The sequence below is a fragment of the Companilactobacillus muriivasis genome, assembly GCF_036246245.1.
Taxonomy (GTDB): Bacteria; Bacillota; Bacilli; order Lactobacillales; family Lactobacillaceae; genus Companilactobacillus; species Companilactobacillus muriivasis.
This window is the reverse complement of the sequence record NZ_BTTQ01000002.1, coordinates 234,526-257,679: the sequence shown is the minus strand read 5'-3', so window position 1 is coordinate 257,679 and position 23,154 is coordinate 234,526. Positions and strand designations below refer to the sequence as shown.

General features: G+C 35.5%; 24 protein-coding genes. 4 read left to right on the top strand and 20 right to left on the bottom strand.

What is annotated here, in order from left to right:
- Positions 1-208: 208 nt before the first annotated feature.
- The 6 genes from AAA923_RS04115 to AAA923_RS04090 all read right to left on the bottom strand — a co-directional run bounded on the left by AAA923_RS04115 (position 209) and on the right by AAA923_RS04090 (position 4,622).
- Positions 209-547, bottom strand: coding sequence for a hypothetical protein (locus tag AAA923_RS04115; RefSeq protein ID WP_338214786.1), 339 nt, complete (start codon positions 545-547; stop codon positions 209-211).
- 275 nt (positions 548-822) lie between these two features.
- Entirely contained in the window at positions 823-1,638 is an 816-nt protein-coding gene (locus AAA923_RS04110) for a metallophosphoesterase (protein WP_338214784.1), read from the bottom strand.
- An 11-nt stretch (positions 1,639-1,649) separates the two neighbouring features.
- On the bottom strand, positions 1,650-2,447 hold the full coding sequence (locus AAA923_RS04105) for a metallophosphoesterase (RefSeq protein WP_338214782.1): 798 nt from the start codon (positions 2,445-2,447) through the stop codon (positions 1,650-1,652).
- A gap of 44 nt (positions 2,448-2,491) precedes the next feature.
- Positions 2,492-2,746, bottom strand: coding sequence for a hypothetical protein (locus tag AAA923_RS04100; protein WP_338214780.1), 255 nt, complete (start codon positions 2,744-2,746; stop codon positions 2,492-2,494).
- A 236-nt stretch (positions 2,747-2,982) separates the two neighbouring features.
- Entirely contained in the window at positions 2,983-3,759 is a 777-nt protein-coding gene (locus AAA923_RS04095) for a hypothetical protein (protein WP_338214778.1), read from the bottom strand.
- 65 nt (positions 3,760-3,824) lie between these two features.
- Positions 3,825-4,622 carry a hypothetical protein gene (locus tag AAA923_RS04090; RefSeq protein WP_338214776.1) on the bottom strand — a complete coding sequence of 266 codons (798 nt, stop codon included), beginning with the start codon at positions 4,620-4,622 and terminating at the stop codon, positions 3,825-3,827.
- A 62-nt stretch (positions 4,623-4,684) separates the two neighbouring features.
- Between AAA923_RS04090 and AAA923_RS04085 the strand changes: the two genes are divergently transcribed.
- Complete coding sequence (locus AAA923_RS04085) at positions 4,685-5,155, top strand: hypothetical protein (protein ID WP_338214773.1); 471 nt, start codon at positions 4,685-4,687, stop codon at positions 5,153-5,155.
- A gap of 16 nt (positions 5,156-5,171) precedes the next feature.
- Here AAA923_RS04085 and AAA923_RS04080 read toward each other — a convergent pair whose 3' ends face one another.
- Positions 5,172-5,981 carry a metallophosphoesterase family protein gene (locus AAA923_RS04080; RefSeq protein ID WP_338214771.1) on the bottom strand — a complete coding sequence of 270 codons (810 nt, stop codon included), beginning with the start codon at positions 5,979-5,981 and terminating at the stop codon, positions 5,172-5,174.
- Positions 5,982-6,415: 434 nt separating this feature from the next.
- On the opposite strand from AAA923_RS04080, the gene AAA923_RS04075 reads away from it, so the two are divergent.
- Positions 6,416-6,787, top strand: a complete 372-nt coding sequence (locus tag AAA923_RS04075; RefSeq protein WP_338214769.1) for a hypothetical protein — start codon at positions 6,416-6,418, stop codon at positions 6,785-6,787.
- 69 nt (positions 6,788-6,856) lie between these two features.
- Complete coding sequence (locus AAA923_RS04070; protein WP_338214766.1) at positions 6,857-7,774, top strand: endonuclease/exonuclease/phosphatase family protein; 918 nt, start codon at positions 6,857-6,859, stop codon at positions 7,772-7,774.
- Positions 7,775-8,036: 262 nt separating this feature from the next.
- Here the strand turns inward: AAA923_RS04070 and AAA923_RS04065 are convergent, their stop codons facing one another.
- From AAA923_RS04065 to tyrS, 8 genes are all read right to left on the bottom strand, one after another.
- Positions 8,037-8,816, bottom strand: a complete 780-nt coding sequence (locus AAA923_RS04065; RefSeq protein ID WP_338214764.1) for an ABC transporter permease — start codon at positions 8,814-8,816, stop codon at positions 8,037-8,039.
- 9 nt (positions 8,817-8,825) lie between these two features.
- Complete coding sequence (locus AAA923_RS04060; protein WP_338214762.1) at positions 8,826-9,719, bottom strand: ABC transporter ATP-binding protein; 894 nt, start codon at positions 9,717-9,719, stop codon at positions 8,826-8,828.
- A 162-nt stretch (positions 9,720-9,881) separates the two neighbouring features.
- Entirely contained in the window at positions 9,882-11,033 is a 1,152-nt protein-coding gene (locus AAA923_RS04055; protein ID WP_338214760.1) for a quinone-dependent dihydroorotate dehydrogenase, read from the bottom strand.
- Positions 11,033-11,671, bottom strand: coding sequence for an orotate phosphoribosyltransferase (gene pyrE, locus AAA923_RS04050; RefSeq protein WP_338214757.1), 639 nt, complete (start codon positions 11,669-11,671; stop codon positions 11,033-11,035). Before pyrE ends, AAA923_RS04055 begins: the two co-directional genes overlap by 1 nt.
- A complete protein-coding gene (pyrF, locus tag AAA923_RS04045; protein WP_338214913.1) occupies positions 11,671-12,366 on the bottom strand; it encodes an orotidine-5'-phosphate decarboxylase in 696 nt (231 codons plus the stop codon). The genes pyrE and pyrF overlap by 1 nt, the downstream gene beginning before the upstream one ends.
- Before the next feature lie 16 nt (positions 12,367-12,382).
- The gene (gene pyrC / locus AAA923_RS04040) at positions 12,383-13,654 is read right to left on the bottom strand and encodes a dihydroorotase (RefSeq protein WP_338214911.1); all 1,272 of its coding nucleotides are present in this window, start codon (positions 13,652-13,654) and stop codon (positions 12,383-12,385) included.
- The gene (locus tag AAA923_RS04035) at positions 13,614-14,561 is read right to left on the bottom strand and encodes an aspartate carbamoyltransferase catalytic subunit (RefSeq protein WP_338214755.1); all 948 of its coding nucleotides are present in this window, start codon (positions 14,559-14,561) and stop codon (positions 13,614-13,616) included. Before AAA923_RS04035 ends, pyrC begins: the two co-directional genes overlap by 41 nt.
- Before the next feature lie 371 nt (positions 14,562-14,932).
- Positions 14,933-16,177, bottom strand: coding sequence for a tyrosine--tRNA ligase (gene tyrS / locus AAA923_RS04030; RefSeq protein ID WP_338214753.1), 1,245 nt, complete (start codon positions 16,175-16,177; stop codon positions 14,933-14,935).
- Between the two features lie 357 nt (positions 16,178-16,534).
- Here tyrS and AAA923_RS04025 point away from each other — a divergent pair, with 357 nt between their 5' ends.
- On the top strand, positions 16,535-17,089 hold the full coding sequence (locus AAA923_RS04025; RefSeq protein WP_338214909.1) for a histidine phosphatase family protein: 555 nt from the start codon (positions 16,535-16,537) through the stop codon (positions 17,087-17,089).
- Between the two features lie 176 nt (positions 17,090-17,265).
- On the opposite strand, the gene yihA is transcribed toward AAA923_RS04025, so the two are convergent.
- From yihA to AAA923_RS04000, 5 genes are all read right to left on the bottom strand, one after another.
- The gene (yihA, locus tag AAA923_RS04020; protein ID WP_041499421.1) at positions 17,266-17,850 is read right to left on the bottom strand and encodes a ribosome biogenesis GTP-binding protein YihA/YsxC; all 585 of its coding nucleotides are present in this window, start codon (positions 17,848-17,850) and stop codon (positions 17,266-17,268) included.
- Positions 17,851-17,898: 48 nt separating this feature from the next.
- On the bottom strand, positions 17,899-19,146 hold the full coding sequence (clpX, locus tag AAA923_RS04015) for an ATP-dependent Clp protease ATP-binding subunit ClpX (RefSeq protein ID WP_338214751.1): 1,248 nt from the start codon (positions 19,144-19,146) through the stop codon (positions 17,899-17,901).
- Between the two features lie 141 nt (positions 19,147-19,287).
- Positions 19,288-20,574 carry a trigger factor gene (tig, locus tag AAA923_RS04010; RefSeq protein ID WP_338214749.1) on the bottom strand — a complete coding sequence of 429 codons (1,287 nt, stop codon included), beginning with the start codon at positions 20,572-20,574 and terminating at the stop codon, positions 19,288-19,290.
- Positions 20,575-20,795: 221 nt separating this feature from the next.
- Positions 20,796-21,986: an elongation factor Tu gene (tuf, locus tag AAA923_RS04005; protein ID WP_041499424.1), complete on the bottom strand. Its 1,191-nt coding sequence runs from the start codon at positions 21,984-21,986 to the stop codon at positions 20,796-20,798.
- Positions 21,987-22,191: 205 nt separating this feature from the next.
- Complete coding sequence (locus tag AAA923_RS04000; RefSeq protein WP_338214747.1) at positions 22,192-23,139, bottom strand: tetratricopeptide repeat protein; 948 nt, start codon at positions 23,137-23,139, stop codon at positions 22,192-22,194.
- Positions 23,140-23,154: the final 15 nt, after the last annotated feature.

Genomic DNA, 23,154 nt, shown 5'->3' with positions numbered 1-23,154 from the left:
TCCATTGTCACTGGAATTAGTGGCGGTGGACTATTTTGATTTTATTAACTTAACATTGTATTCATTTCTGAAATATCGGTAAAAGGGTGATTATGGTTCCACTGATATGGCATTTACATGGTTAAAATGTAAATCAGCGATAACGTACCTCTTATAATTTATCTTTTCTAACTGCAAGATTAATATCTAATATGAAGTTTGAACCTTACTAAGGTTTTGATATCCCCCTATTTACTTTCTTATTCAACTCTTTACATCGAGTTTGAATATCATTAAAATAATCAATTTCTTGTTTTGAATACTGTTTCTCAAATTCTCCAATCGAAAAATTTTGGGGATCATTTATAATTCCATATAGAACTTCTTTAATAGAATGAGATTCATTTGGCCAGCGATTATCGATATTTTCTGCATCACGATAATAATAGGCTCTACCAGATTTAGAAAATTCTCCCATCACCCAATCAATATCACCAATTTCTGCACCCCGTATATAATTTCCCTTTGATATGGTCAATATTTTTCCTTTTTCGTCTTTGATACTCAAATTATTAGATTCTTCTCTTACTTTACGATTCCATTCCGTGTCGACCGACCAAATAATTTTGCCATCTATAAACTTATAACATCGTGGAGTCATATGATTAATATCGTGATGCTCAATCCAAGATAAATCATTATAATAAACTTGTTTATATAGTTTAAACAGAACATCTGCAAAAAAGGACATTGGTGGGCCAAATTAAGCGTTGCTTATGTATCCACTTATATGATTTTACCTTCATAAGTATCTACTCCTTAATGTATCCTAATATTCATAAATTATTTCGATAGCTTTCCATTTTCAAGAGCTTCTATAAGCCTTCCCGTATCCATATCAAATACTGCAATATTTCCAATATAATATGATGGTCCACCATGATTCCCACCGTCAATGAAATATCTCGCGTATTCTCCCTTGTATTGAACAGTGAATACACCAATACGACTGGCAACTCGGTTTCTTTTAGTAGCTGAATCAGCTGTCCCATCGAGGTACAAACCGGTAATATTACTTGTCGGTGTATGGCCTGAAACGATAGCACAATTTAACGAATTTCTGGCAAAATATGGTTGTACGCTAAACCAATACTCTTCACGTAACCAATATTTATCATGATCTGGTGTATCTTCAATCGGATTTGACAATGAAAGGTTTAATCCCGCATGAACGAATAAAAGCTTGTTCAATTTCACTGTTAATGGAAGTCTACCCATCCAGTCAATCAAGTCTGCATAGTCACGTCTGACAAACTCGGTCGCCATCTTCATACTTGTCAGCTTGTGTCCTTTCAACAGCGTGGCTTCGGCAATAACATCTTCTCCATCTGCTTCCAGCCAGAAATCATTTTCTCCGGTTAAACTTTCCCAAGCTGATGCATCGTGATTTCCTTTGATAGCAAAAATTTTATCCGGTTCTGCCTGTTGCATTTCCATTATTCTCTGAGCCACACTAAATCCAGAATGATGATGCATTGAATCTTGATAATCTCCACCGAAAACTACTGGAGCATCTGGATATTTAGCTCGAATCTTTTCTAATTCAGGAAATACAAGCATTTGGCCATGTATATCTGAAACTGCAATGACTGGTTTCATTTAATTCTCCTTTATAAATCCACTGATACGATTTCCTCATCATTTGAAAATCGTTGACGAATATGAATTTCACCAGTTTTATCTGGGTGAATAATAACGTATCTAAATGTTGAAGTATCTGCATCTGTTAAATTGATTGCTGTCGCTTTATTATCTTTATCCGTCATTGCAACTCTCCCAAACCTGTTACGATGACCATGAATCATTACAGATTTTTTAATTGGATGATTTACCCATTCAAAGTCAACATCACGATTATAAACCGATTCGCCTTCCTTCTTAATTCCATAAATAAAAACTTCAGATGGCACAAGATCGATTCCTCCTTTGATTTCAAGTTTCAGAGTTAGTGAAGGCTCCATACCAGCATGACTCAATATGAAATCTCTATCAGCATAGTGAATCGCTCTGTATGTATCCAAATTACTCAAAAAATCTCTAATATCATTTTCATCAATATCTTCTGCGGCTAATTGGTTTACAGTATCCTGCTGAAGTCGACCGACTGTTGTACGTTTTTCAATATATCGTTTTCGTAGATTAACCTCATGATTACCACTCAATAAATGTAATCTTTCATTTTGCTCCAACAATAGATTCAGCACTTTACCACTTTGTGGACCACGATCAATATAATCTCCCAGTAAAGTAATATCTGCTCCTGAATGAGCATCAAGCATTTCAACTAAATCATCATAATCTCCGTGGACATCCCCGATAATGAGAAGTTCAGACGGAGTAATCTGATTATTAAATGGAATACTTTCGAATGGAAGATTCAATCTGAAAAGAAAATTATTTGGAGTCAAAATAGTCCATCCTAAATCACTCCAATTAATAGCATGATAACGGATTAAGTAATTTGCCATTTTTTGCGTGAATATGTGTCTTTTACTAGTGGTTCAAGTTGATTTAGTAACCCATAATCACTGACTTTTTCTAATTCGGGTGCGATAAAATCTACAATGTAGATATGATACCCAAAGCTAGGGTCAATTCCTTTATAATACCTTAAGTCGCTTCTCCCAAGACCTGATCCTACTGAAATAAAAGGTAACCCTTCGGTAATATAATACTCAACTGTTGACTCAAATAACTGACGAGCCAATCGATGAACTCCAGAACTATACTTAGTTAATATTTCATCAGGCTCATCTATTAAGTACGACTTGTTTCCCACTTCTTTTAACAGATTTGATTTTGAAATAGTATAGTTTATTAATTTTGCTCACTTAATATGCTCTCGATGTTTTGACCAGGTAGTGAAATTGTTAGATAAATATTGCGAGATGAACTCATATTACTATTGATTTGTTCCTTTCAAATTTTAATATCAAATCTATACTAAAGTGTTGATAACATGTTAACTTCCTTTTCTGCCCAATACCAAGTTACCAAGTTGATGAATTTATATGCTTCTTCCGCATTTTTTATAATTGGTATTCTTTTGTCTTCTCGCAACTGAATCTTTTCTCCTAAGTTCAACAGCTCACGGATTAACTCTTGATTATCAATGAATAAAACCTTGCTGCAATAATCTTCAATATAAGAGGTTTGGCCAGGTGACATAGTTCCAATAAATGCATTATCCAAATATTCAGTAAGTCTTTCCTCTTGATTGTCATTGTATGTATCAAAAAGGTGATTATATTTTCCAGCAAAATATCTGTTAAGATTATAGAGGAACACCGGAATCATTTTTGGCATTGGAAGTGGTACTCCTTCAACCAAGATGGTTGGACTCATATTTAGAATACTATATTTTTTTTCCGCAAGAACAAAAAATGAAGGATCTATTTTTTGGTTCCGTGGTAATCCTTGATAGAGAGATGAAATATTAAAATCAAAATCCAAACTTCCAGTTATTGCAACGTCAGGGCCAAGAATTTCGTAGAGACGTGATTTCTCCGTGGGTTTAATAGCATTATTTTCCCCATATCTAATAATTTTATAATCATTAAATGATTCCATGAACTCCCAATCAAAACTCCTATATCTCCGTTGCAGGAACTCTAGTACCAGGATTGAACATTGAGGATCGGGGTTGAACCCAAGATCAGATTTTTTATAGCTCTGAAAATCTCTTATATCCGTTTGTAAAACGTCGTATTCTTGTTTCATAATAATTGTCCCCTTAAAATATTATTATTGATTCGATCCTTTCGAATTTTAATATCAAATTTATCTTAAAATGTTAATAGCATATTAACTTCCTTTTCTGCCCAATACCAAGTAACCAAGTTGATAAACTTATATGCGTCCTCAGCATTTTCAAAAACTGTTTTTTCTTGTTCTTCTTTCAATTCAATAAGTTTTCCATAATCCAATAATGCTAGTATTAGCTGAGGATCTTCTATAAATAAAACCTTTTGACAATAATCTAGAATATTAAAATCATGATTAGGTGAAATTGTTCCAATAAAAGCATTATCAAGATATTTTGCAAGTTTTTCCCTCTGGTTATCAGTATATGAATAAAATAGATGATGAGGCTTACCCGCAAAGTATCTGTTAAGATTATAGAGAAATACGGGAATCATCTTCGGCATAGGAATCGGAACTTCTTTAACCATTAGCGTTAAACTCATATTAAGCCTACTATATTTCCTATAAACAAACATTGACCATGCTTCATTCAAGTGTTTCCTTCCACTCTCAGTATCTAATGATTTATAAATATTTTGAGGCAACTCTCCGAAATCAAAATCCAGCTTTCCAGTTATTGCGATGTCAGAACCGATACTTGAATAAAACGGCGATTTTGAAGTTAACGCCCACGCATTAATTTCTCCGTATCTTTCGTGTCGTCCCATTCCGTACATAATAGATTGGGTAAAATCCCACTTAACCTTTTTATACTCAACATAAAACATTTCCATTGAAGATGAAGAATATTCGGGCTCAGGGTTATGTCCAAATTCATTTGCTACATAACCTGAATATTCTCTAATATCTCTTCGTAAATAGTCACTTGATTTATACATAATAATATCCTCTTAAATATATTTCTTATTTAAAATTTTGATTCAAATAACTTGGAGGAACTATGGAAACACGCAACGATAAATTCAGAAGACTTGCAGAACTACGATTGACAAGAATATTTGAAAATATGAATTCAATTGCTAACCTGAGTGCTCCAAAATACAAATACACTGAAGCTGAAATTAAAGATTTGTTTGGAACTTATCAAGAACTTGGTGTAGAGTGTCGCAAGTATTTTAGCGGACCAACTCGATATAATGAGATGCCAAGTACTTTTAAATTTAAGGCTCCTGACTTATCAGATAACGACTCATCATTCGGTCATGATCGGTTTCGGCATTTGGCAGAAAACCGGATGTCTCAGGTAGCACAATTCACGAGAAAATTAGCATCACTTAGCGTAAAATCCCACTACACATATACAAAAGAAGAACTTAATGAATTATTTGATGCCTATGAAAAAAAAGGACATGACATTGAATCACTATTTTTACCTTTGACGGATGAATTTCACTTCAAGCCCAAAGATTAATTTTGGGCTTTTTTGATCAATCTTCGAGCGCATTTATAAGTAATCCCGTTTCTCCATCAAATACCCCAATATTACCCAAAATTTTCGGATCACCTTCACCTATACCACCATCCATCAAATATCGTGGCATTTCATTAGGGTACTGAATTGTATAAATTGGACTATGATTCGACTCAAACTTTTCCGGTTTTTGATTCTCACTATACCTGCCCATAATTTTTCCATTAGGTGTATGTCCAGTTACTACACTAACGCCAAGCTTATTTCTTCCAAAAATTCCCCAAGAGTTAGGATCATACCAATAATTGGCTCTCATCCACAAACGATCGTAGTTGTTTGTATCACGAATAGGATTTTTGAGTGTCAAGTCCAATCCAGCATGTGTAAATACAATCTTATTTTTACTACCAGGTTGATATGTTAATGGAAGTGATTTCACCCAATTAATTAGGTCTCTTCTTTTATTTAATACAAATTCACGATCACTCAAAGTACCTTGATTACCTCCTAACCTATTGACCTCCGACTTCAAAGTTTCATTACCACCAAATCTTAACCAGGCTGTATTATTTGGATTTTCGAAATAATCAATTGCTGCTTGCTCATGGTTACCCATTAATACAACCGTATGAAGTGGATCCGCCTCATTCATATTGTGTATTTTTTCAAGAAGTTCAAATCCACTATTAGGCCCAAAGGTATCTATATAATCACCAATGAACACAGTGACGGTGTCATTTTCTGGATACATTGCTTGGATTTTTTTTAATCTGCTTAAAGATTTAGTCTCTTCATGAAGATCACCGAGTGCAATAAATATACTCATAAATTTCTCCTAGTGAATTATTTTTTATAATAAAATACAACAGCACTTTAAAATATAATCAACCCGAGATTTGATTATATCACACATTTTACTTATAATGTGAAATAGTCTTCCATTTATCAAGCTGTGTTGCTATAATAAACTTAACATAGATAAGGGTATTGCTCAATAGTGATGATTTAGCCCAATATTCTATTATATTTTTTGTTATAATTCACAATCAAATAGTTCATTATTGTTACCATCAAAATTATTAATAGGTATATTCAATTGGTATAGACAAATCCAAACTGTACAGCTACGATATTCTTGTAGTTATGCAAATTGGCATCTATCGCATAAATTAGACTACACATTGGAGTGTTTGAGTGACAAATATCCACATCGATTATAAAAAATATTTAATGAATTCAGACCACATAAGTTTTGAAGAAATGGAAAATATACACTCTAGTATTTTTTTAGATGTAACAAATTCTGATAGAGATTTTGAAGAACTATGGAATAACGTTGTCTACTCTGCAATTAAGTACACAAGAATTCGAGCTGAATGGAACAATTTAAGTGGTGAACAAAAAATGAAAACTGGCAGTCAAAGGACCAATTGCCATAACACATTACTTAGTGCTTTTATTTCACTTGAAAGATATATGATTTGGAAGAAGTTGAATACTTGTTGGACAAAACAATTATTCCTTCAAGATTTTATCGAACCTAGAACTATTAAAGATATTGATAGCAGAAGAGAACGAATTGGAGACTTTGGAAACTATTTAACATTCATTTATGCACTAAACGGTCGTTAGTTAAAGGCACATTATTATCTCGAATAAAACATGATTTATTTTTAATAATAAATTCTTGAGGAGTCTAATATGACTAATATCGATTCATTAAAAGTACTAGAATGGAACATAAACTCCAGATCAACCGGTAAAAGAATGCCAGACTATGTTTGCAGCGAAATTCTGAGTAAAGATCCCGACATAGCAGTTTTGGTTGAATTCAAGGGCGAAAAAAATTTACAAATAATAAATGATCGACTTTCGAATTATAATATCTATTACCAGCAACCAGTAAATACTGGAAACGGTGTTCTCATTGCACTTTCCAAGAATACATTTCCAGATATCATCGATGAAAATAATATAGAATCAAAAAAAGAATACGATGAAAATATTCCAGATTATTTAGGACTTCATACTACTTGGAATAACCAGCTGTTTAATATTGTTGGTATAAAAGTCCTAGTAGAAAATGAAAAAAGGGATACAAATAATAATACTGAGAATAAGTCCACTACCCCTGATTTAGATAGCCGAAAAAAACAAATTGCATGGATAATCGAAAACACCACTGATAATAATCCGGATAAAGTTAAAGAAAATACCATAATAATTGGCGATTTTAATTACGGACCACATAGAAATGAATACAGACGAACAAAACAAATCAATTGGCAAGATATTTTAGAACTAATATATATATCTAATAATAAAACAAATAACTACCCTAAATACTCAAGACCATATTCTCCTCTAGGAGTAAGCTTTAGATCATACAATCTCGATTGGTTAATCACTCAAAAAAGCAGTAGCAGTCAAGTTAGTCAATCAAGAAAAATATCCGTTAAAGAAGATTCTGAATACAATCAATTAGACTGGAGTTTTGGTCAATATAATTCTAGATTTAAATTTGTAGATGGGTATTTGGCACCCGATGGAAACTTTATTAGAACAGACGCTCCTTTTCCTGATCACGCAATTTTCACTGCTGAAATTGAACTAATTTAGAAATTAGATCAATACAACATATGTCTTTTTAAAACAATCAATAAATTGAATTTACATTAATCAAAAGAGAGAGCGGATAGTAACTATCTGCTCTCTCTTTATTTGAACATTGTAATCCTACAATGTCTCTCAAAAAATTTAATTCTTAATCTGAAAAAATGCCCAATTAACCAAGTAATCGAGCATCTATCCAAATAATATTTTTTGATTTCCATAATCTATTATAATCAAATCTGTGCAAACATGTTCAAAACTTGCCCAACTAAACTTCTTTTCTAGAGAAGAAAAATAATCCAATTGCCATAAATAACACGATATACAATATATTACCCATTAACATCTGATCATTACTTAAATGTGTTAATTCTGAAAGTGTTGATCCTCTAGTTAATTGCCCAGGATAGTTTAAAAAATTCAGTGGATTCCATTTTAAGAAATTCCATCTTTCAATTAAGACAAACATTAATGAACTAATAATCTCCAAAGTGAAGTAACCAACAACACCGACTACCACAGCCAATGAACCTTTCTTCATTACGGCAGCTAATAAGAGCACGACACTCAATATTAACCAAAGTGTAAGAAAAGTTGCTCCATTACTAATCAACCAGCTTTGCCAAACCAAATTAGAACCGCCATCTACCTTGTCAGTCAATGAAAATGTAGTATTGAAGAAAACAAATCTATCAAACAGACTCAAAATCATTGCTAACAAATAGATTCCCACTGAGTACGTTAAAATAGTCAGCCATTTGCTGATTAAAACTTGGCTACGTGAATATGGCTGCATCACAACATTTTTAATCGTATTGTATTCAAATTCTGTCGAAATAATCGTGGCACTCGCAGCAATCATAATCAAAGAGATAAATGATGTCGACGCAAAGTCATATTGAAATAATAATTTTGCTTGAAAGAAATTAGAATATGACTGACTAAAAATTGCCATCCCAATATTTTGTAACACAATAAATAACAAACAGAACCAGAGACTCCGCTTCTTTAGCAGCTTAAAAATTTCTTGTTTATATAAATAGCCCATGATTTTCTCCTATTCCGCAATTAATTTCAAAATTGATTCTTCTAAATCGGCATCCTCATGCTGGAAATCAGTTACGGTAATTTGTTGTTTCATCAAAATGTTCATCAATCGTTCAACAGTATTTTCTTCAGTCAAAACAAAGCGCAATGGTGACTGCGATACGGCTTTAAAACCAACAATCTCTAATAATTTTTGAGCTTTAACATCATCGCTAGTTTTGATTACAACAAAATGCTGATTACTGGCTAATAATTCGTTCATTGTTGTCTTTTTAATAACTTTTCCATGATCAATCACGATTAAATCTTCTGCCAATTTTTGTAATTCACCTAAAATATGGCTAGAAATTAAAACCGTCATCCCTTGGTCACGTCGTTTTAAAATTATTTCTCGCAAATCTTTTGTTGCTTGTGGATCCAATCCATTCATTGGTTCATCTAGGATAACTAAGTCTGGTTGATTAATTAACGCCATAGCGATACCTAGTTTTTGTTTCATCCCTAAAGAATATAATTTAGCCCTTTGGTCAATGTAATCATTCAATTTCAAATCATTAATAACATTCTGGATGCGTTCTTTACTGTCATTCGATTTGTTCACAAATAACTTGAGATGGTCTCTTCCACTCAAATATGGATAAATACCCGGATACTCAACTAATGCTCCAACTTTTTTTAAGATGGGATGGTGATTGAAGGTACTTCTTTGTCCAGCAATAGTTATCTGCCCCTCACTTCTGATCAGACTTAAAATTGCCTTCATAATCGTAGTTTTACCGGCACCATTAGCACCAACTAAACCAATGATATGCCCCTTTTGACATTCAAAATTAACATCAAATAACGTCTGTCTGTTACCAAAAGATTTATTTAAATTTTTAACTGATAAAATTGTTTCTTCCAAGACATTGCCTCCATCTGAAATCTCCTAAAAATCCCATCTAATCCGATAATTAAAGTCTATCGAAGTATTAATTTTTGAGATATTCAAATAGACAATCTCTTTTAAAATTTCTTTGAACGCAAAAAAAAATCCACTATCTCGCATCGATAGTGGATTTCCTAGCTATTCTTCGTGAAATGAAGCACCAGAATTAGCATCTAATTCAATTTTTTTATCGTCATTAATATCGGTAACGACAATATTTTCGTGATCTCGTACCGGAGTTTCAGCAATCTTAGGGGAGTAAGTTACCTTTTGTAAAACATCATTTTTAGAAAGATATTGATTAATCTGATTGATCATTGTTGGACCGTTATAAATAAATCCTGTATAAACTTGCACCAAACTAGCTCCTGCCATTAATGCAGCTTGTGCATCTTCAGGTGTGAAGACACCACCAGAAAACATGATTGGCAAGTCTGGAAATGCTTGGTGAATGGTTTTAGTTAAGCTCAGTGACTTTTTAAAGATTGGCTTACCACTGAGGCCCCCGCCTTCATTTTTATGCTCAGATTTCAAATTGTCATGAATCGAACTAGGATTAGCAGCTGTATTAGTTAGAATAATTCCATCCATCAAACTGCCTACTTCATTTAACAATTCAATTAATTTTTCGGGAGTGATATCATTACCAAATTTACAAAAAATCGGTTCTTTGATATGTAAGTTATGAATCTTCTGAAGCAACTTTCTAGCAACTGGAATTTCCTGCAAAGTTGTCACACCTTTTTGATTAGGGCAACTTTGGTTCAAGGCAATATAGTCGCCAAATGAATGGATTTTAGCGATATTATCGACCATTTCATCAATCATACTATCGCTGTCCAAACCATGTCCAGGAGCCACGCTGATACCAATATTGACGTGTTTAGGCGTATTGGCTAGATGCTTTCTAGTCTCTTCCACGCCGACATTATTCAAGCCCATACGATTAATAATTGCTTGATCTTCGGGTAAACGGAAAATTCTTTTTTTCTTGTTTCCTGGTTGTTCATTTTTAGTAATACTACCAATTTCAACAAAACCGGCACCTAAGGCACCTAAACTGTTATAAAATTCAGCTTTCTTATCAAATCCAGCAGCAATACCAATTGGTGAATCAAAAGTTACGCCTTTAACTGTGACTTTCAAATTTGAATATTTTTTTGTTTGAAACATTGCCCTTAATACTTGGGGAGTTTGATTGAACATTTTTAACCCAGTAGCCACGATATGATGATCAATTTCAGGATCAACTTTAAAAATTGCGGGACGAACTAATTTATATAAATCCATTATTTACCCCAGCTTTCTGGATCTTGATACCATTGTTTTAATAATTCCATATCGGTTTCTTCAACGTAATCCTGCTTTTGAGCAACTTCAATCATGGTTGGAAAATCAGTTAATGTGAATAATTTTGTATCGTAATCGGCAAAATTCTTGGTACTCTCTGGTAGTCCGTAAGAGAAGATGGCGACTGTTCCAATAACATCCCCACCCTCTTCACGTACGGCTTTAACAGCTTTTAAAATACTGCCACCAGTTGAAATCAAATCATCTATCAAGACAACTTTGTCGCCTTTTTGACAACGACCTTCAATCTGACTCTTTTTACCGTGATCCTTTTTCTGTGGACGAACATAGTTCAATGGTAGATTCAAAATATTAGCTACTCCAGTGGCATGAGGAATACCTGCTGTAGCAACTCCACCGATAACTTCAACGTCTGGATAATGTTCTTTGATTAAATCGGCCAAGTCATGTGCAATTGTTTGGCGAAAATCTGGATAAGCAATCGTTAAGCGATTGTCAGTGTAAATTGGTGATTGAATACCGCTGGCCCAGGTAAATGGTTCTTTGGGACTCAATGTCACCGCCTTGATTTTTAATAATTGTCCTGCAATGTTGTTAGCAACTGCTAATTTATCCATTATTTATTCCACTCCTTACAAATATTCACGTATGCCTGATGACCATTTTCAGCTTGTGTAATTGGACGACCGACCACGATGGCATCACTACCGAGGCTTCTGGCATGTGCTGGTGTAGCAACACGTTTTTGATCGCCCACTTGAGCTGATTTAGGTCTGATACCTGGGGTTACGCACAAGAAATCAGTACTAGTAGCAGCCTTAATTACTGGAACTTCGAGGGCGGAAGAAATAACTCCGTCAGCTCCATTTTGATAAGATAATTTTGCCAAATGTGTTACATAATCTTGTGATTCCAAAGGTACTTGTAATTCGTTTGCCAATTCACTTTGCCCGAGGGATGTTAACTGGGTTACGGCCAACAATTGTGTGGACGAACCAGCTAATCCTTCCTTAGCTGCGGCAATCATTTCTGATCCACCAGTTGCGTGAACTGTCAGCATTTGAACATCCCACTGAGCAATCATTTCACAAGTTCGTTTAACTGTATTGGGAATATCATGCAATTTCAAATCCAAGAAAATATTATAACCACGTTCTCTTAAATTTCTCACAAATGGATAGCCAAATTGACAAAACATTTCTAACCCAATCTTCAAAAATAATTTATCATCGTCTTTAGGAAATTGATTTAAAAAGTTGATACATTCAAAATCATCTGCAAAATCTAGCGCTACTATTACTGGCTTGTTCATCATTACCCCTCACTCTTTATTTCGAATAAATACATGTTCCATTAACATATGTTTGTTCCACTTCACCGTAAACGCTTTGGCCGATAAAGGGACTGTTCTTTCCTTTTGACAGAAAATCTGCCGCTTTGATCTCATATTCGTCATCTAAATTAATAATTGTAAAATCAGCTTCTTGACCTAACTTGATAGCACCTGTTGCTGGTATCTTAAAAATTTCAGCAGGATTTTCAGTCATTAGTTTCAACAATTTTTCTAGTGTGATAATCCCTGTTTTAACCAAACGACTGTACATCAGTGGAAATGACGTTTCGATACCTGTGATACCAAAAGCACTCTTGGCAAAGCCTTGATTTTTCTCAGCTTCAGCATGTGGTGCATGGTCAGTTGCAATCATATCGATTGTGCCATCTTGCAAACCAGCTATAAGTGCTTGGCGGTCTTCTTCACTACGCAATGGTGGGTTCATCTTGAAATTAGCATCGTCTGTCAAAATATCTTGATCACTCAGCAACAAATGGTGTGGTGAAACTTCACAAGTTACGTTGATACCAGCATCTTTAGCCATTCTAACTAACTGAACACCATCTTTAGTAGAAATATGGCAGACATGATAGTGAACGCCAGTTTCCTTGGCTAAAACTAAATCTCTGGCCAATTGTGATGTTTCGGCAACTTGTTGAATACCTGGCAATCCTAAGCGCTTTGAAGCTGTTCCAAAGTTGATTACTCCGTGATTGAACAAGTTCTTATCTTCCACATGAGCAGCCAAATGACTATCAATTGCTGCAATTCTTTCCATAGCGGTAAACATTGATTGAGCGTTCATAATTCCATGTCCATCATTAGAAAAGGCGAAGGCCCCTAATTTGGCAAGTCCTTCAATATCAACCAATTCATCGCTTGTTTCGTCTAGCGTGACTGGTGCGTATTGCAACGTATGAATCAAAGAATTCTGTTCATTTAAAGCAACTTGTTTTTCAAACTTCTCTGCATTATCAGGTACTGGAACCACGTTAGGCATTGCTCCAACAGTTGTAAAACCGCCATGTGCAGCTGCCAATGTTCCTGTCTTGATAGTTTCCTTATGAACTTGACCAGGTTCTCTAAAATGCACATGAATATCGACTAAACCTGGTGTTACAAGTTGGAACTTAGCGTCAACAATCTGGGCATCAGTTGCCACGATATTTTCAGCAATCTGTTTGAACTTGCCATCTTCAATCAAAACATCACAGTTGATAAGTTTGTTAGTGTAAAACAGCTTGGCGTTCTTGATCAGTAGCTTCATCACGGACATTATCTCCTTCCAAAACAGCTTCAATCATTGCCATTCTCATGAACACTCCATTAGCCATTTGTGGGAAAATATATGACTTGTCGCATTCCACAACATCGTCAGCAATTTCAGCGCCACGGTTGATTGGAGCAGGATGCATAATCATGGCATCAGCTTTCATCATATTGACACGTTCCTTATTCAAGCCGAATTTATTAAAGTAGTCAGTCTTAGAAAAGTTCTTGTTTTCTTCTTCAGATAAACGTTCGTGTTGAACTCTCAATAACATTACAACGTCCATTTCTCGGCAAAGGTCATCGACGTCCATGTGAGGTCCCATTTCAGCAAATTCTGGTGTGTACCATGCGTCCAAACCACCGAAACATACTTGAGCACCTAGTCGTGTCAAAATTTCAGCATTTGAGTGAGCAACTCGTGAATGACTCAAGTCACCGATAATACCAATCTTCAAGCCGTCAAACTTACCGAAGTGTTCAAAAATTGTCATTAAGTCTAAAAGTGATTGTGAAGGGTGTTGACCAGTTCCGTCTCCACCGTTGATGATGTGAATATTTAAGTCATGATTATTAACTAGATCTTCGTAATATTTATCTTGGCTGTGACGAATGATTGCTACTGAAGCACCGATACTTTCTTCAGTTTTGATTGTGTCATATAAGCTTTCGCCTTTAGTTGTTGATGATGTTGAAGCTTCAAACTCAATTTCTTTCATCCCTAGTTTCATTTCAGCAACTTGGAAACTAGATTTTGTTCTCGTACTGTTTTCGAAGAAAAGATTGATGGCAAATTTATCCGTACCAATCGCTGACTTCTTACCAGCTTTGAATTTTTCTGCAGAGTCTATTAGGCTATAGACCTCTTCGTTTGATAATTGTGACATAGAAAGTATATTTTTCATTGTTTTCCTCCAAATTAAAAAGGGTTAGCTTTTATCCAGCTAGCCCCTAAAAGTTTGGTTTTATCCGACCTTTTAGACCTCACTGGATCCATTTAAAAGTTCCCTGATTTTTCTTTAAGTAAACAAAAAACTTCCTATCCCACAAGGAAAGGAAGTTTACACTTTTTCTGTCTCTACGTGTAATGAACCTTCCAAGCCTCACAGGACTTGATTAAAAGTTTTCGTTGGAAATAATATAAACGATTTCACACACGACGTCAACATTTTTTATTGGATTGTTTGAAAGCTTTAACAGACAATTCGTCTGCTCAGAACTATGAATAAGCCACTCGCAGCCCTTAACAAATTATTTTAAATAATTAAATTAATATCTATTTAACAGTAGCCAAGAAGTACTTCTTCTTACCACGACGAATAACGATATACTTACCATCAAATGAATCTTTGGGTTCGATTTCAGTAGTTGTATCAGTTAACTTCTCACCATTGATTCTGATAGCACCATTTTGAATATCTTCACGTGCTTGACGCTTTGACTTGTCAACATTTGTAGCAATCAATAAGTCAACCAAGTTGATTGGATCAGCTGAAATTTCAGCACTTGGTACACCATGGAAGGCTTCAGCAACTTCTTCAGTTGTTAATTCTTGAATTTCACCAGAGAATAAAACATCAGTAATCTTTTCAGCTGTCTTCAAGGCTTCTTCACCATGAACAAACTTAGTAACTTCTTGGGCCAAAGTCTTTTGAGCCAAGCGTTTTTCAGGTGCTGTTTTAACTGATTCAGCTAAATCTTCAATTTGTTCTTTGCTCAAGAAAGTAAACTTCTTCAACAAGTTAACGACATCTTTATCATCTTGGTTGAACCAAAATTGGTAAAATTCGTAAGGTGAAGTCTTCTTAGGATCAAGCCAAACAGCACCACCAGCAGTCTTACCGAATTTTGTACCGTCAGATTTCAACAATAATGGAATTGTTAAAGCGTAAACTTTAGCATCTTGACCTTCAGCCTTGTGAATCAAATCAAGGCCAGCAGTTAAGTTACCCCATTGATCACCACCACCGACTTGTAATTGAACATTGTGTTGACGGTAAAGTGTCAAGAAATCAAGTGATTGAAGGATTTGGTATGTGAACTCAGTAAATGAAATACCAACTTCCAAACGACTAGAAATAATTTCCTTATTTAGCATTGTATTAACGTTGAACAACTTACCGTAATCACGTAAGAAGTCAAGAATACCAATAGGTTCAGTCCAGTCGTAGTTGTTAACCATTGTAAAGCCACTGAAAATCTTGTTAGCTTGATTACTCAAAGCTTCAACGTTGTGGTTAACTTGGTCCATAGTTTGCATAGGACGTTCGGCTTTTTTACCACTTGGATCACCAATTGAACCAGTAGCTCCACCGATAACAATGTATGGATGGTGACCAAACTTGCCAAATCTTTCCAAAGTCATAAATGGCAACAAGTGACCGATATGCATGGAGTCTCCTGTTGGATCCATACCACAGTATAGTGAAATATCTTTCGAATCAACTAAATCACGTAAGCCCTCTTCGTCTGATTGTTGATTGATCAAACCACGCCATGATAATTCGTCAATAATGTTCATAAATCTTCCTCCTGTTGTTATCCTCGTCAAAGAAATAAAAAAAGCGCCCCTGCAATTATGCAGGGACGCTATTTGCGCGGTACCACCCAAATTCAAGCTTTATTAGCTTGCTCTTTACTCCTATTAACGTAGGACACGAATTTTAGTCTAGTATTTCATAATTTACCCTGTTTGACTCGCACCAACCGTCAATTCTCTGCACACTGAAGTAAATCACTACTCGTTTTAAAACTAAAATATTACTTATAGATAGAATGATACACACCACTTCGATAATTTTCAAGGTATTTTTTAGTGTTATTGTATAATTAAAGTGCTTACAAAGGGGGATTACTTTTGAAAAAGACACTCTACATCATGCGTCATGGACAAACATTATTTAACATTCAACACCGAATCCAAGGTTGGTGTGACTCGCCATTAACTGCTAAAGGAATCGAACAAGCTAAAGTCGCTGGTCAATACTTCAAAGATAACAATATTAAATTTGATGCTTGTTATTGCTCAACAGCTGAACGTGCCAGTGATACATTGGAACTTGTCACTGACATGCCATATAAACGCTTAAAAGGCTTAAGAGAGCTCTCATTTGGAAAGTTCGAAGGTGCTCCTGAATATTTACACCCACAGGATGATCCTAAAAAACACTTCGGTGACTACTACGTTCAATTTGGCGGTGAGGATAATCAAGCTGCCCAACAACGCGTTAATAATACATTGACTTCAATCATGCAGGAAGACAATCAAACAGTGTTTGTGGTCAGTCACGCTGGTACAATGATGATGTTTTCTGACCTATATACTGATATGGCAAAATTACGAGCCAGTGGCTTTACTAATTGCAGTATTTTAAAATTTACCTATGAGAATGAACAATTCACTTTTGAGAAAATCATTAATTTCAAAGACTAAAAAAGTATCTTTTGGGATTGATGAATTATATTAATCATTACTTTATTTTTATTCCAAAACAAAACACTCATTATTTGCCAATATCAAAATATAATATGAATCGTAGAAATAATTTGCGATATAACAAAATAAAGACAGCAATCCCCAATCGGATTACTGCCTTTTTGACATGCTTCTTACTTCATATGATCTTCAATCCAAGTCCAAACTTCGTCCTTACCCTTTTTAGTAGCGGCACTGAACAATTGTAATGAATCTGTTTGATTGACTCCCATAGCCTTCTTAACTTGGCTGACAGTCTTGTTCCATTGATTACCTTTAACCTTATCCATCTTTGTTGCAACAATCAGAGTTGGAATATGGTAATAGCTAACGAATTGATACATTGAAATATCATCGTCACTAGGTGCATGGCGACCATCAACTAAAATAACGACGCCTCGTAATGGACTTCTTGTCGTCAAATATTCTTCGATCATGACACCGAATTCTTCACGCTGCTTCTTTGAAACTTTGGCAAATCCATAACCAGGAACATCAACTAAATATAATTGGTCTTCGATATTATAGAAATTCAAGGTTTGGGTCTTACCGGGCGTACTAGACGTTCTCGCAAAGCTTTTACGGTTAATCAACGTATTTATCAATGATGACTTACCAACGTTTGAGCGGCCTAACAAAGCAATCTCAGGATAACCTTCATCCGGATACTGCTTTGAACTGACGGCACTTAAATTCATAGTTACATTATTTACCTGCATAATTCACCTCAATGGAACAATTTTACCATATAAAAAAAAAGCTGCCAATTAGGCAACTTCTCCATTTTTCAAAATAAGCTCTGGCTTTTTGACTTTTCGAACAGCATCTTTTGTTACTTTGATACCTTCAACGTCATCACGGCCAGGAATTTCAAACATCGTATCGAGCATTGTCTCTTCAACGATAGATCTCAAACCACGGGCACCTGTATCTCTTTCAATTGACAATTGAGCGATTTCTCTCAAAGCACCATCGGTAAATTGTAATTCTACTCCATCAAGAGCCATCAATTCCTTATATTGCTTAATTAAGGCATTCTTAGGCTTTGTAAGGATATTTACCAAGTCGTCCTCTGTAAGCTTCTCAAGGGCTGTAACGATAGGAATACGGCCGATGAATTCTGGAATAATACCAAACTTCATCAAATCTTCAGGGATGATTTGTTGCATCAAACTCTTTTCTTCAGCAACATTGATCTTTTGTTCAGCACCAAAACCAATTGTCTTGTCACCGAGACGGTTTTTAACAATAGTTTCGATACCATCAAAGGCACCACCAACAATAAAGAGAATATTAGTTGTATCAATTTGAATAAGTTCTTGTTGAGGATGCTTTCTTCCACCCTGTGGTGGCACACTAGCGATTGTTCCTTCAAGAATCTTCAAAAGTGCTTGTTGAACACCTTCACCAGAAACATCACGAGTAATTGAGACATTCTCACTCTTCTTAGCAATCTTATCGATTTCATCAATGTAAACAATACCGTGTTCAGCCTTGTCGACATCAAAGTCAGCGTTTTGTAAAAGTTTTAAAAGAATGTTCTCAACATCTTCACCGACATATCCAGCTTCAGTAAGTGTTGTAGCATCAGCAATTGCGAATGGCACCTTCAAGATACGAGCCAAAGTTTGAGCAAGGAAAGTCTTACCTGAACCAGTAGGTCCAATCAAGGCAATATTACTCTTTTGTAATTCAGTCTCGCCATCTTTTAAATGTTCCATCTTGTTAATTCTCTTATAGTGATTATAAACAGCAACTGACAATGCCCTCTTAGCGTCAGTTTGTCCGATCACATAATCGTCAAGGATCTTCTTGATTTCAATAGGTGTAGGGATGTTGTCTAAATCTAAAGGTGTAGCCTCATTTAATTCCTCGTCTATGATTTCTTTGCATAAATCAATACATTCATTACAAATATAGACACCAGGTCCGGCAACTATCTTTTTAACTTGATCTTGTGTCTTACCACAAAATGAACAGCTAATTGTGCCAGTATTTTCTGTACTATCAAACATATGCGATTTCTCCTTCAATAGTTCCAATGCTTAAGAAAGTCTAGCATTGTCATAATTAAGAGTAAAGTATTTAGTTTTACACGTTGAACTTTATAAAAAAAGGAAGCCTTCCGGCTTCCTAAATTTTAATAACAGAATTGCTTATTTTTCAACAGCTGAGTCAACAATCAATTCGATTGCTTTCTTAGCAGCGATGTCATGAGCCAACATTTCGTCAGAAAGTGCATTTCTAACAGCTGATTCTTCCATCTTGTATTCATCAGAAAGTGACTTGATTTCTGCTTTAATTTCGTCTTCTGAAGGTTTGATGCCTTCTTTAGCAACGATTGCTTCGATAACTAAGTCAGTCTTAACACGTTCTTCAGCATCTTTAGCAAATTGTTTCTTCAAAGTATCTTCTGTTGTACCTGTCATTTGATAGTACAATTTAGGATCGATACCTTGACGACGTAAGTTAGCTAAGTATTGGTTCAATTGGTTTTCAACTTCTGTATCAATCATAGGTTGAGGAATTGCATCAAGTTTAGCGTTCTTAACGGCACCAGAAATTGCTTCTTCTTGAATGTTTTCTTCAGCAGTTTCTTTCTTTTGATCCTTGATTTCGTCATGAAGTTTTGTCTTCAATTCTTCAAGAGTATCAACATCTTCATCAACGTCTTTAGCAAAGTCATCATCTAATTCAGGTAATTCCTTTGTCTTAACTTCGTGAAGTTTTGTAGCAAAGACAGCATCTTTGCCAGCTAATTCTTTAGCTTGGTAATCTTCTGGGAATGTAACTTTAACGTCAACATCTTCGCCAGCAGCGTGACCAACTAATTGGTCTTCGAATCCAGGAATGAATGAACCTGAACCAAGTTCTAGTGAGTAGTTTTGTGCGCTACCACCATCGAATTCTTTACCGTCAACAGTACCAACGTAATCGATGATAACTGTATCGCCGTTTTCAGCCTTACCGTCTTTAAGAACAAGTTCAGCTTGTTGTTTTTGTAAGTCAGCTAGACGTTCTTCAACATCAGCCTTCATAACATTACGTTTTTGTTTTGATACTTCGATACCTTTATAATCACCAAGTTCAACAGCAGGCTTTACAGTAATAGTTGCTGTAATAGCCCATGGTTGATCTTTTTCCATTGAATCAACAGAAATTTGTGGTTGGTCAACAGGTTCTACCTTTGTATCAGTAACAGCTTTTTCGTAAGCGGCTGGTAAAACAGCGTTAAGAGCATCTTCGTACAATGCTTCTTCACCGTACATACGGTTAAAGATTTGGCGAGGTACGCGGCCTTTTCTGAAACCAGGTACGTTTAAACTCTTCTTTACACGGTTGAATGCAGTATCCAAACCTTGCTTGATTGTGTCTTGGTCAATTTCAAACTTCAATTCACCAGTGTTATTTTCTTTTTTTGTAAATTCAGCCTTAGCAGACATTTATATTATCCCTCCGGTATTTCAACGATCTCATACTTTGTAATATTACCTTAAAAAGGTGATATTGTAAACATTTGACGTGATTTATAGGTACTTTAAGACATCATGCTTACTATTATAAGATACTTTTCATCATTTTTGAACATCTATCAATAAATTTTCAATAAAAAAAAGAGCTGGATTATTCCAACTCTTTTTTAATTATCATCACGACTTAGAAATTAGTCTAAGATTTCTGTAACAACTCCGGCACCAACAGTACGGCCACCTTCACGAACAGTAAATCTTGTACCATTTTCAATAGCAACTGGAGCAATCAAGTCAACTTCAAAAGTAACTTGGTCACCAGGCATAACCATTTCTACACCTTCTGGCAATTCAATAACACCAGTAACATCAGTTGTATGGAAGTAGAATTGTGGACGATAGTTTGAGAAGAATGGAGTATGACGTCCACCTTCTTCTTTACTCATAATATAAACTTCACCCTTGAACTTGTTGTGAGTCTTGATTGAACCTGGTTTAGCAAGAACTTGTCCACGTTCGATTTGGTCACGGTTAATACCACGAAGAAGAACACCAACGTTATCTCCGGCTTCACCAAGATCCAATGTCTTACGGAACATTTCTAGACCAGTAACAGTTGACTTCAATACTTCTGGCTTCAAACCAACGATTTCAACTTCGTCACCAATCTTAACTTCACCACGATCGATACGACCAGATGCAACAGTACCACGACCAGTGATAGTGAAGACATCTTCAACAGGCATCATGAATGGTTTTGTATTATCACGTTCTGGTGTTGGGATGTATTCATCAACAACATCAAGTAATTCTTCAACGTGTTTGATTTCTTCTGGGTCACCTTGAAGAGCCTTCAAAGCTGAACCACGGATAACAGGAATGTCATCCCCTGGGAAATCGTATTCTGATAGAAGTTCACGAACTTCCATCTCAACTAGATCAACTAGTTCTGGGTCATCAACAAGGTCAGTCTTGTTCAAGAAGACAACGATGTAACCAACACCAACTTGGCGAGCAAGCAAGATGTGTTCACGAGTTTGTGGCATAGGACCATCAGTTGCAGCAACAACAAGGATGGCACCATCCATTTGTGCAGCACCAGTAATCATATTCTTAACGTAATCAGCGTGTCCTGGAGCATCGATATGTGCATAGTGACGCTTTTCAGTTTCGTATTCAACGTGAGCAGTGTTGATAGTAATCCCACGTTCCTTTTCTTCTGGGGCTTTATCGATATCAGCGTAATCTTCAGCCTTAGCTAAACCTTTGTCAGCCAAAACCTTAGTGATTGCTGCTGTTAAAGTAGTCTTACCGTGGTCAACGTGACCAATTGTCCCAATATTTACATGGGGCTTTGTTCTCTCATAATGTTCTTTTTCTGCCATTACAAAGAATCCTCCTAAAATTTCATTTCATAAGATTGATCCAAAGAAAATGTTCTTTAGACGACTCTTTACTGAAAAATTATACTACTTTCAGAGGTGAAAGCAAATTAATTCATAGCAAATCACCGACTAAAAATATACTCTTTGGAGTATACAGGCCGTAAACGTAATTGTAAATACTCAAAGTGAAAAAACTTTAAAAATTTCACTCCTGAAAGGTATTTATCAGCTCATCGAACCTCTTTAACCAAGTTTTCACATCGTCTAAACCTTGATTATCACTTACTTGTGAATCATCTACTAAACCATACCTTAAAAGCATTGCTTTTGTCCAGAGTTGAGGCGTTTTTATTATTTCATCACCAAAAGGATAGACAAATGCGGCATAAAGTGACAATTCACCTTTGAAGTTCTCGAGCTGAGTTTCGTTTTCATCGGTCAATAATTTTTCCAACTCGTCACACATTTTCAAATAGACATCAGTTGACATAATAGGCATTAGCTTGCTTGGAATGCAAGTTTTATTTTCGCCATAGAACGAAATATCTACCTCTTCACTGACACCTAATTTTAACAAATTCTCCAAGGCTTCACTCTTTAAAAGCGGATGTAGCAAGGGATTGCCCAATAAAATCTTGGCATTTTTGATGTAATCAGCTTTGTTAAATTCTCGCAATTTTCTTAGCAATTGAATTTGCTCACCTGTCGATTCAGTCACGATTGAAAGTAGTCGACTGACAATTTTATCCTTCTCAGGTTTAAACGAACGTTCATGCCGATCTTCAGCAATCGTAATCCGTTTAATAAAATCATCGACAATTTCTGCTTTAACTTTTGGAGATGGATTTGAATCGTAAAAATTCAACATTTGATTAGCCAACAAAAAATCGTTGTTTTCCAAAATGATATCCAATGCCAATTCTGCCGTTTGGGGTTCACTGAGGTAATAGTTAAAATAATCTAAAATCACAGCTTCGGCATCGCCTGGTCTTTTTTGATTCAATAAAGAAGCAGCAAGCCCCCTGTTAATATCAAAGGATTGCTGCATCGAATATGCTTGTGTGTATAAATCAGTTGCTTCGACCCAATTACCTTGGTCAAAGGCCTCGTCAGCCTGATCAATAATTTTTTTTAGATTATCTGAATCGTCCATACAATACCTCAACAA

Bases quoted from the DNA above. Each gene is read 5' to 3' on its own strand.
- AAA923_RS04110 (WP_338214784.1), bottom strand. From the start codon at position 1,638: ATGAAACCAGTCATTGCAGTTTCAGATATACATGGCCAAATGCTTGTA.
- AAA923_RS04095 (WP_338214778.1), bottom strand. From the start codon at position 3,759: ATGAAACAAGAATACGACGTTTTACAAACGGATATAAGAGATTTTCAG.
- AAA923_RS04090 (WP_338214776.1), bottom strand. From the start codon at position 4,622: ATGTATAAATCAAGTGACTATTTACGAAGAGATATTAGAGAATATTCA.
- AAA923_RS04085 (WP_338214773.1), top strand. From the start codon at position 4,685: ATGGAAACACGCAACGATAAATTCAGAAGACTTGCAGAACTACGATTG.
- AAA923_RS04080 (WP_338214771.1), bottom strand. From the start codon at position 5,981: ATGAGTATATTTATTGCACTCGGTGATCTTCATGAAGAGACTAAATCT.
- AAA923_RS04075 (WP_338214769.1), top strand. From the start codon at position 6,416: ATGGAAAATATACACTCTAGTATTTTTTTAGATGTAACAAATTCTGAT.
- AAA923_RS04070 (WP_338214766.1), top strand. From the start codon at position 6,857: ATGACTAATATCGATTCATTAAAAGTACTAGAATGGAACATAAACTCC.
- AAA923_RS04065 (WP_338214764.1), bottom strand. From the start codon at position 8,816: ATGGGCTATTTATATAAACAAGAAATTTTTAAGCTGCTAAAGAAGCGG.
- AAA923_RS04055 (WP_338214760.1), bottom strand. From the start codon at position 11,033: ATGGATTTATATAAATTAGTTCGTCCCGCAATTTTTAAAGTTGATCCT.
- pyrE (WP_338214757.1), bottom strand. From the start codon at position 11,671: ATGGATAAATTAGCAGTTGCTAACAACATTGCAGGACAATTATTAAAA.
- pyrF (WP_338214913.1), bottom strand. From the start codon at position 12,366: ATGAACAAGCCAGTAATAGTAGCGCTAGATTTTGCAGATGATTTTGAA.
- pyrC (WP_338214911.1), bottom strand. From the start codon at position 13,654: ATGAAGCTACTGATCAAGAACGCCAAGCTGTTTTACACTAACAAACTT.
- AAA923_RS04035 (WP_338214755.1), bottom strand. From the start codon at position 14,561: ATGAAAAATATACTTTCTATGTCACAATTATCAAACGAAGAGGTCTAT.
- tyrS (WP_338214753.1), bottom strand. From the start codon at position 16,177: ATGAACATTATTGACGAATTATCATGGCGTGGTTTGATCAATCAACAA.
- AAA923_RS04025 (WP_338214909.1), top strand. From the start codon at position 16,535: ATGCGTCATGGACAAACATTATTTAACATTCAACACCGAATCCAAGGT.
- yihA (WP_041499421.1), bottom strand. From the start codon at position 17,850: ATGCAGGTAAATAATGTAACTATGAATTTAAGTGCCGTCAGTTCAAAG.
- clpX (WP_338214751.1), bottom strand. From the start codon at position 19,146: ATGTTTGATAGTACAGAAAATACTGGCACAATTAGCTGTTCATTTTGT.
- tig (WP_338214749.1), bottom strand. From the start codon at position 20,574: ATGTCTGCTAAGGCTGAATTTACAAAAAAAGAAAATAACACTGGTGAA.
- tuf (WP_041499424.1), bottom strand. From the start codon at position 21,986: ATGGCAGAAAAAGAACATTATGAGAGAACAAAGCCCCATGTAAATATT.
- AAA923_RS04000 (WP_338214747.1), bottom strand. From the start codon at position 23,139: ATGGACGATTCAGATAATCTAAAAAAAATTATTGATCAGGCTGACGAG.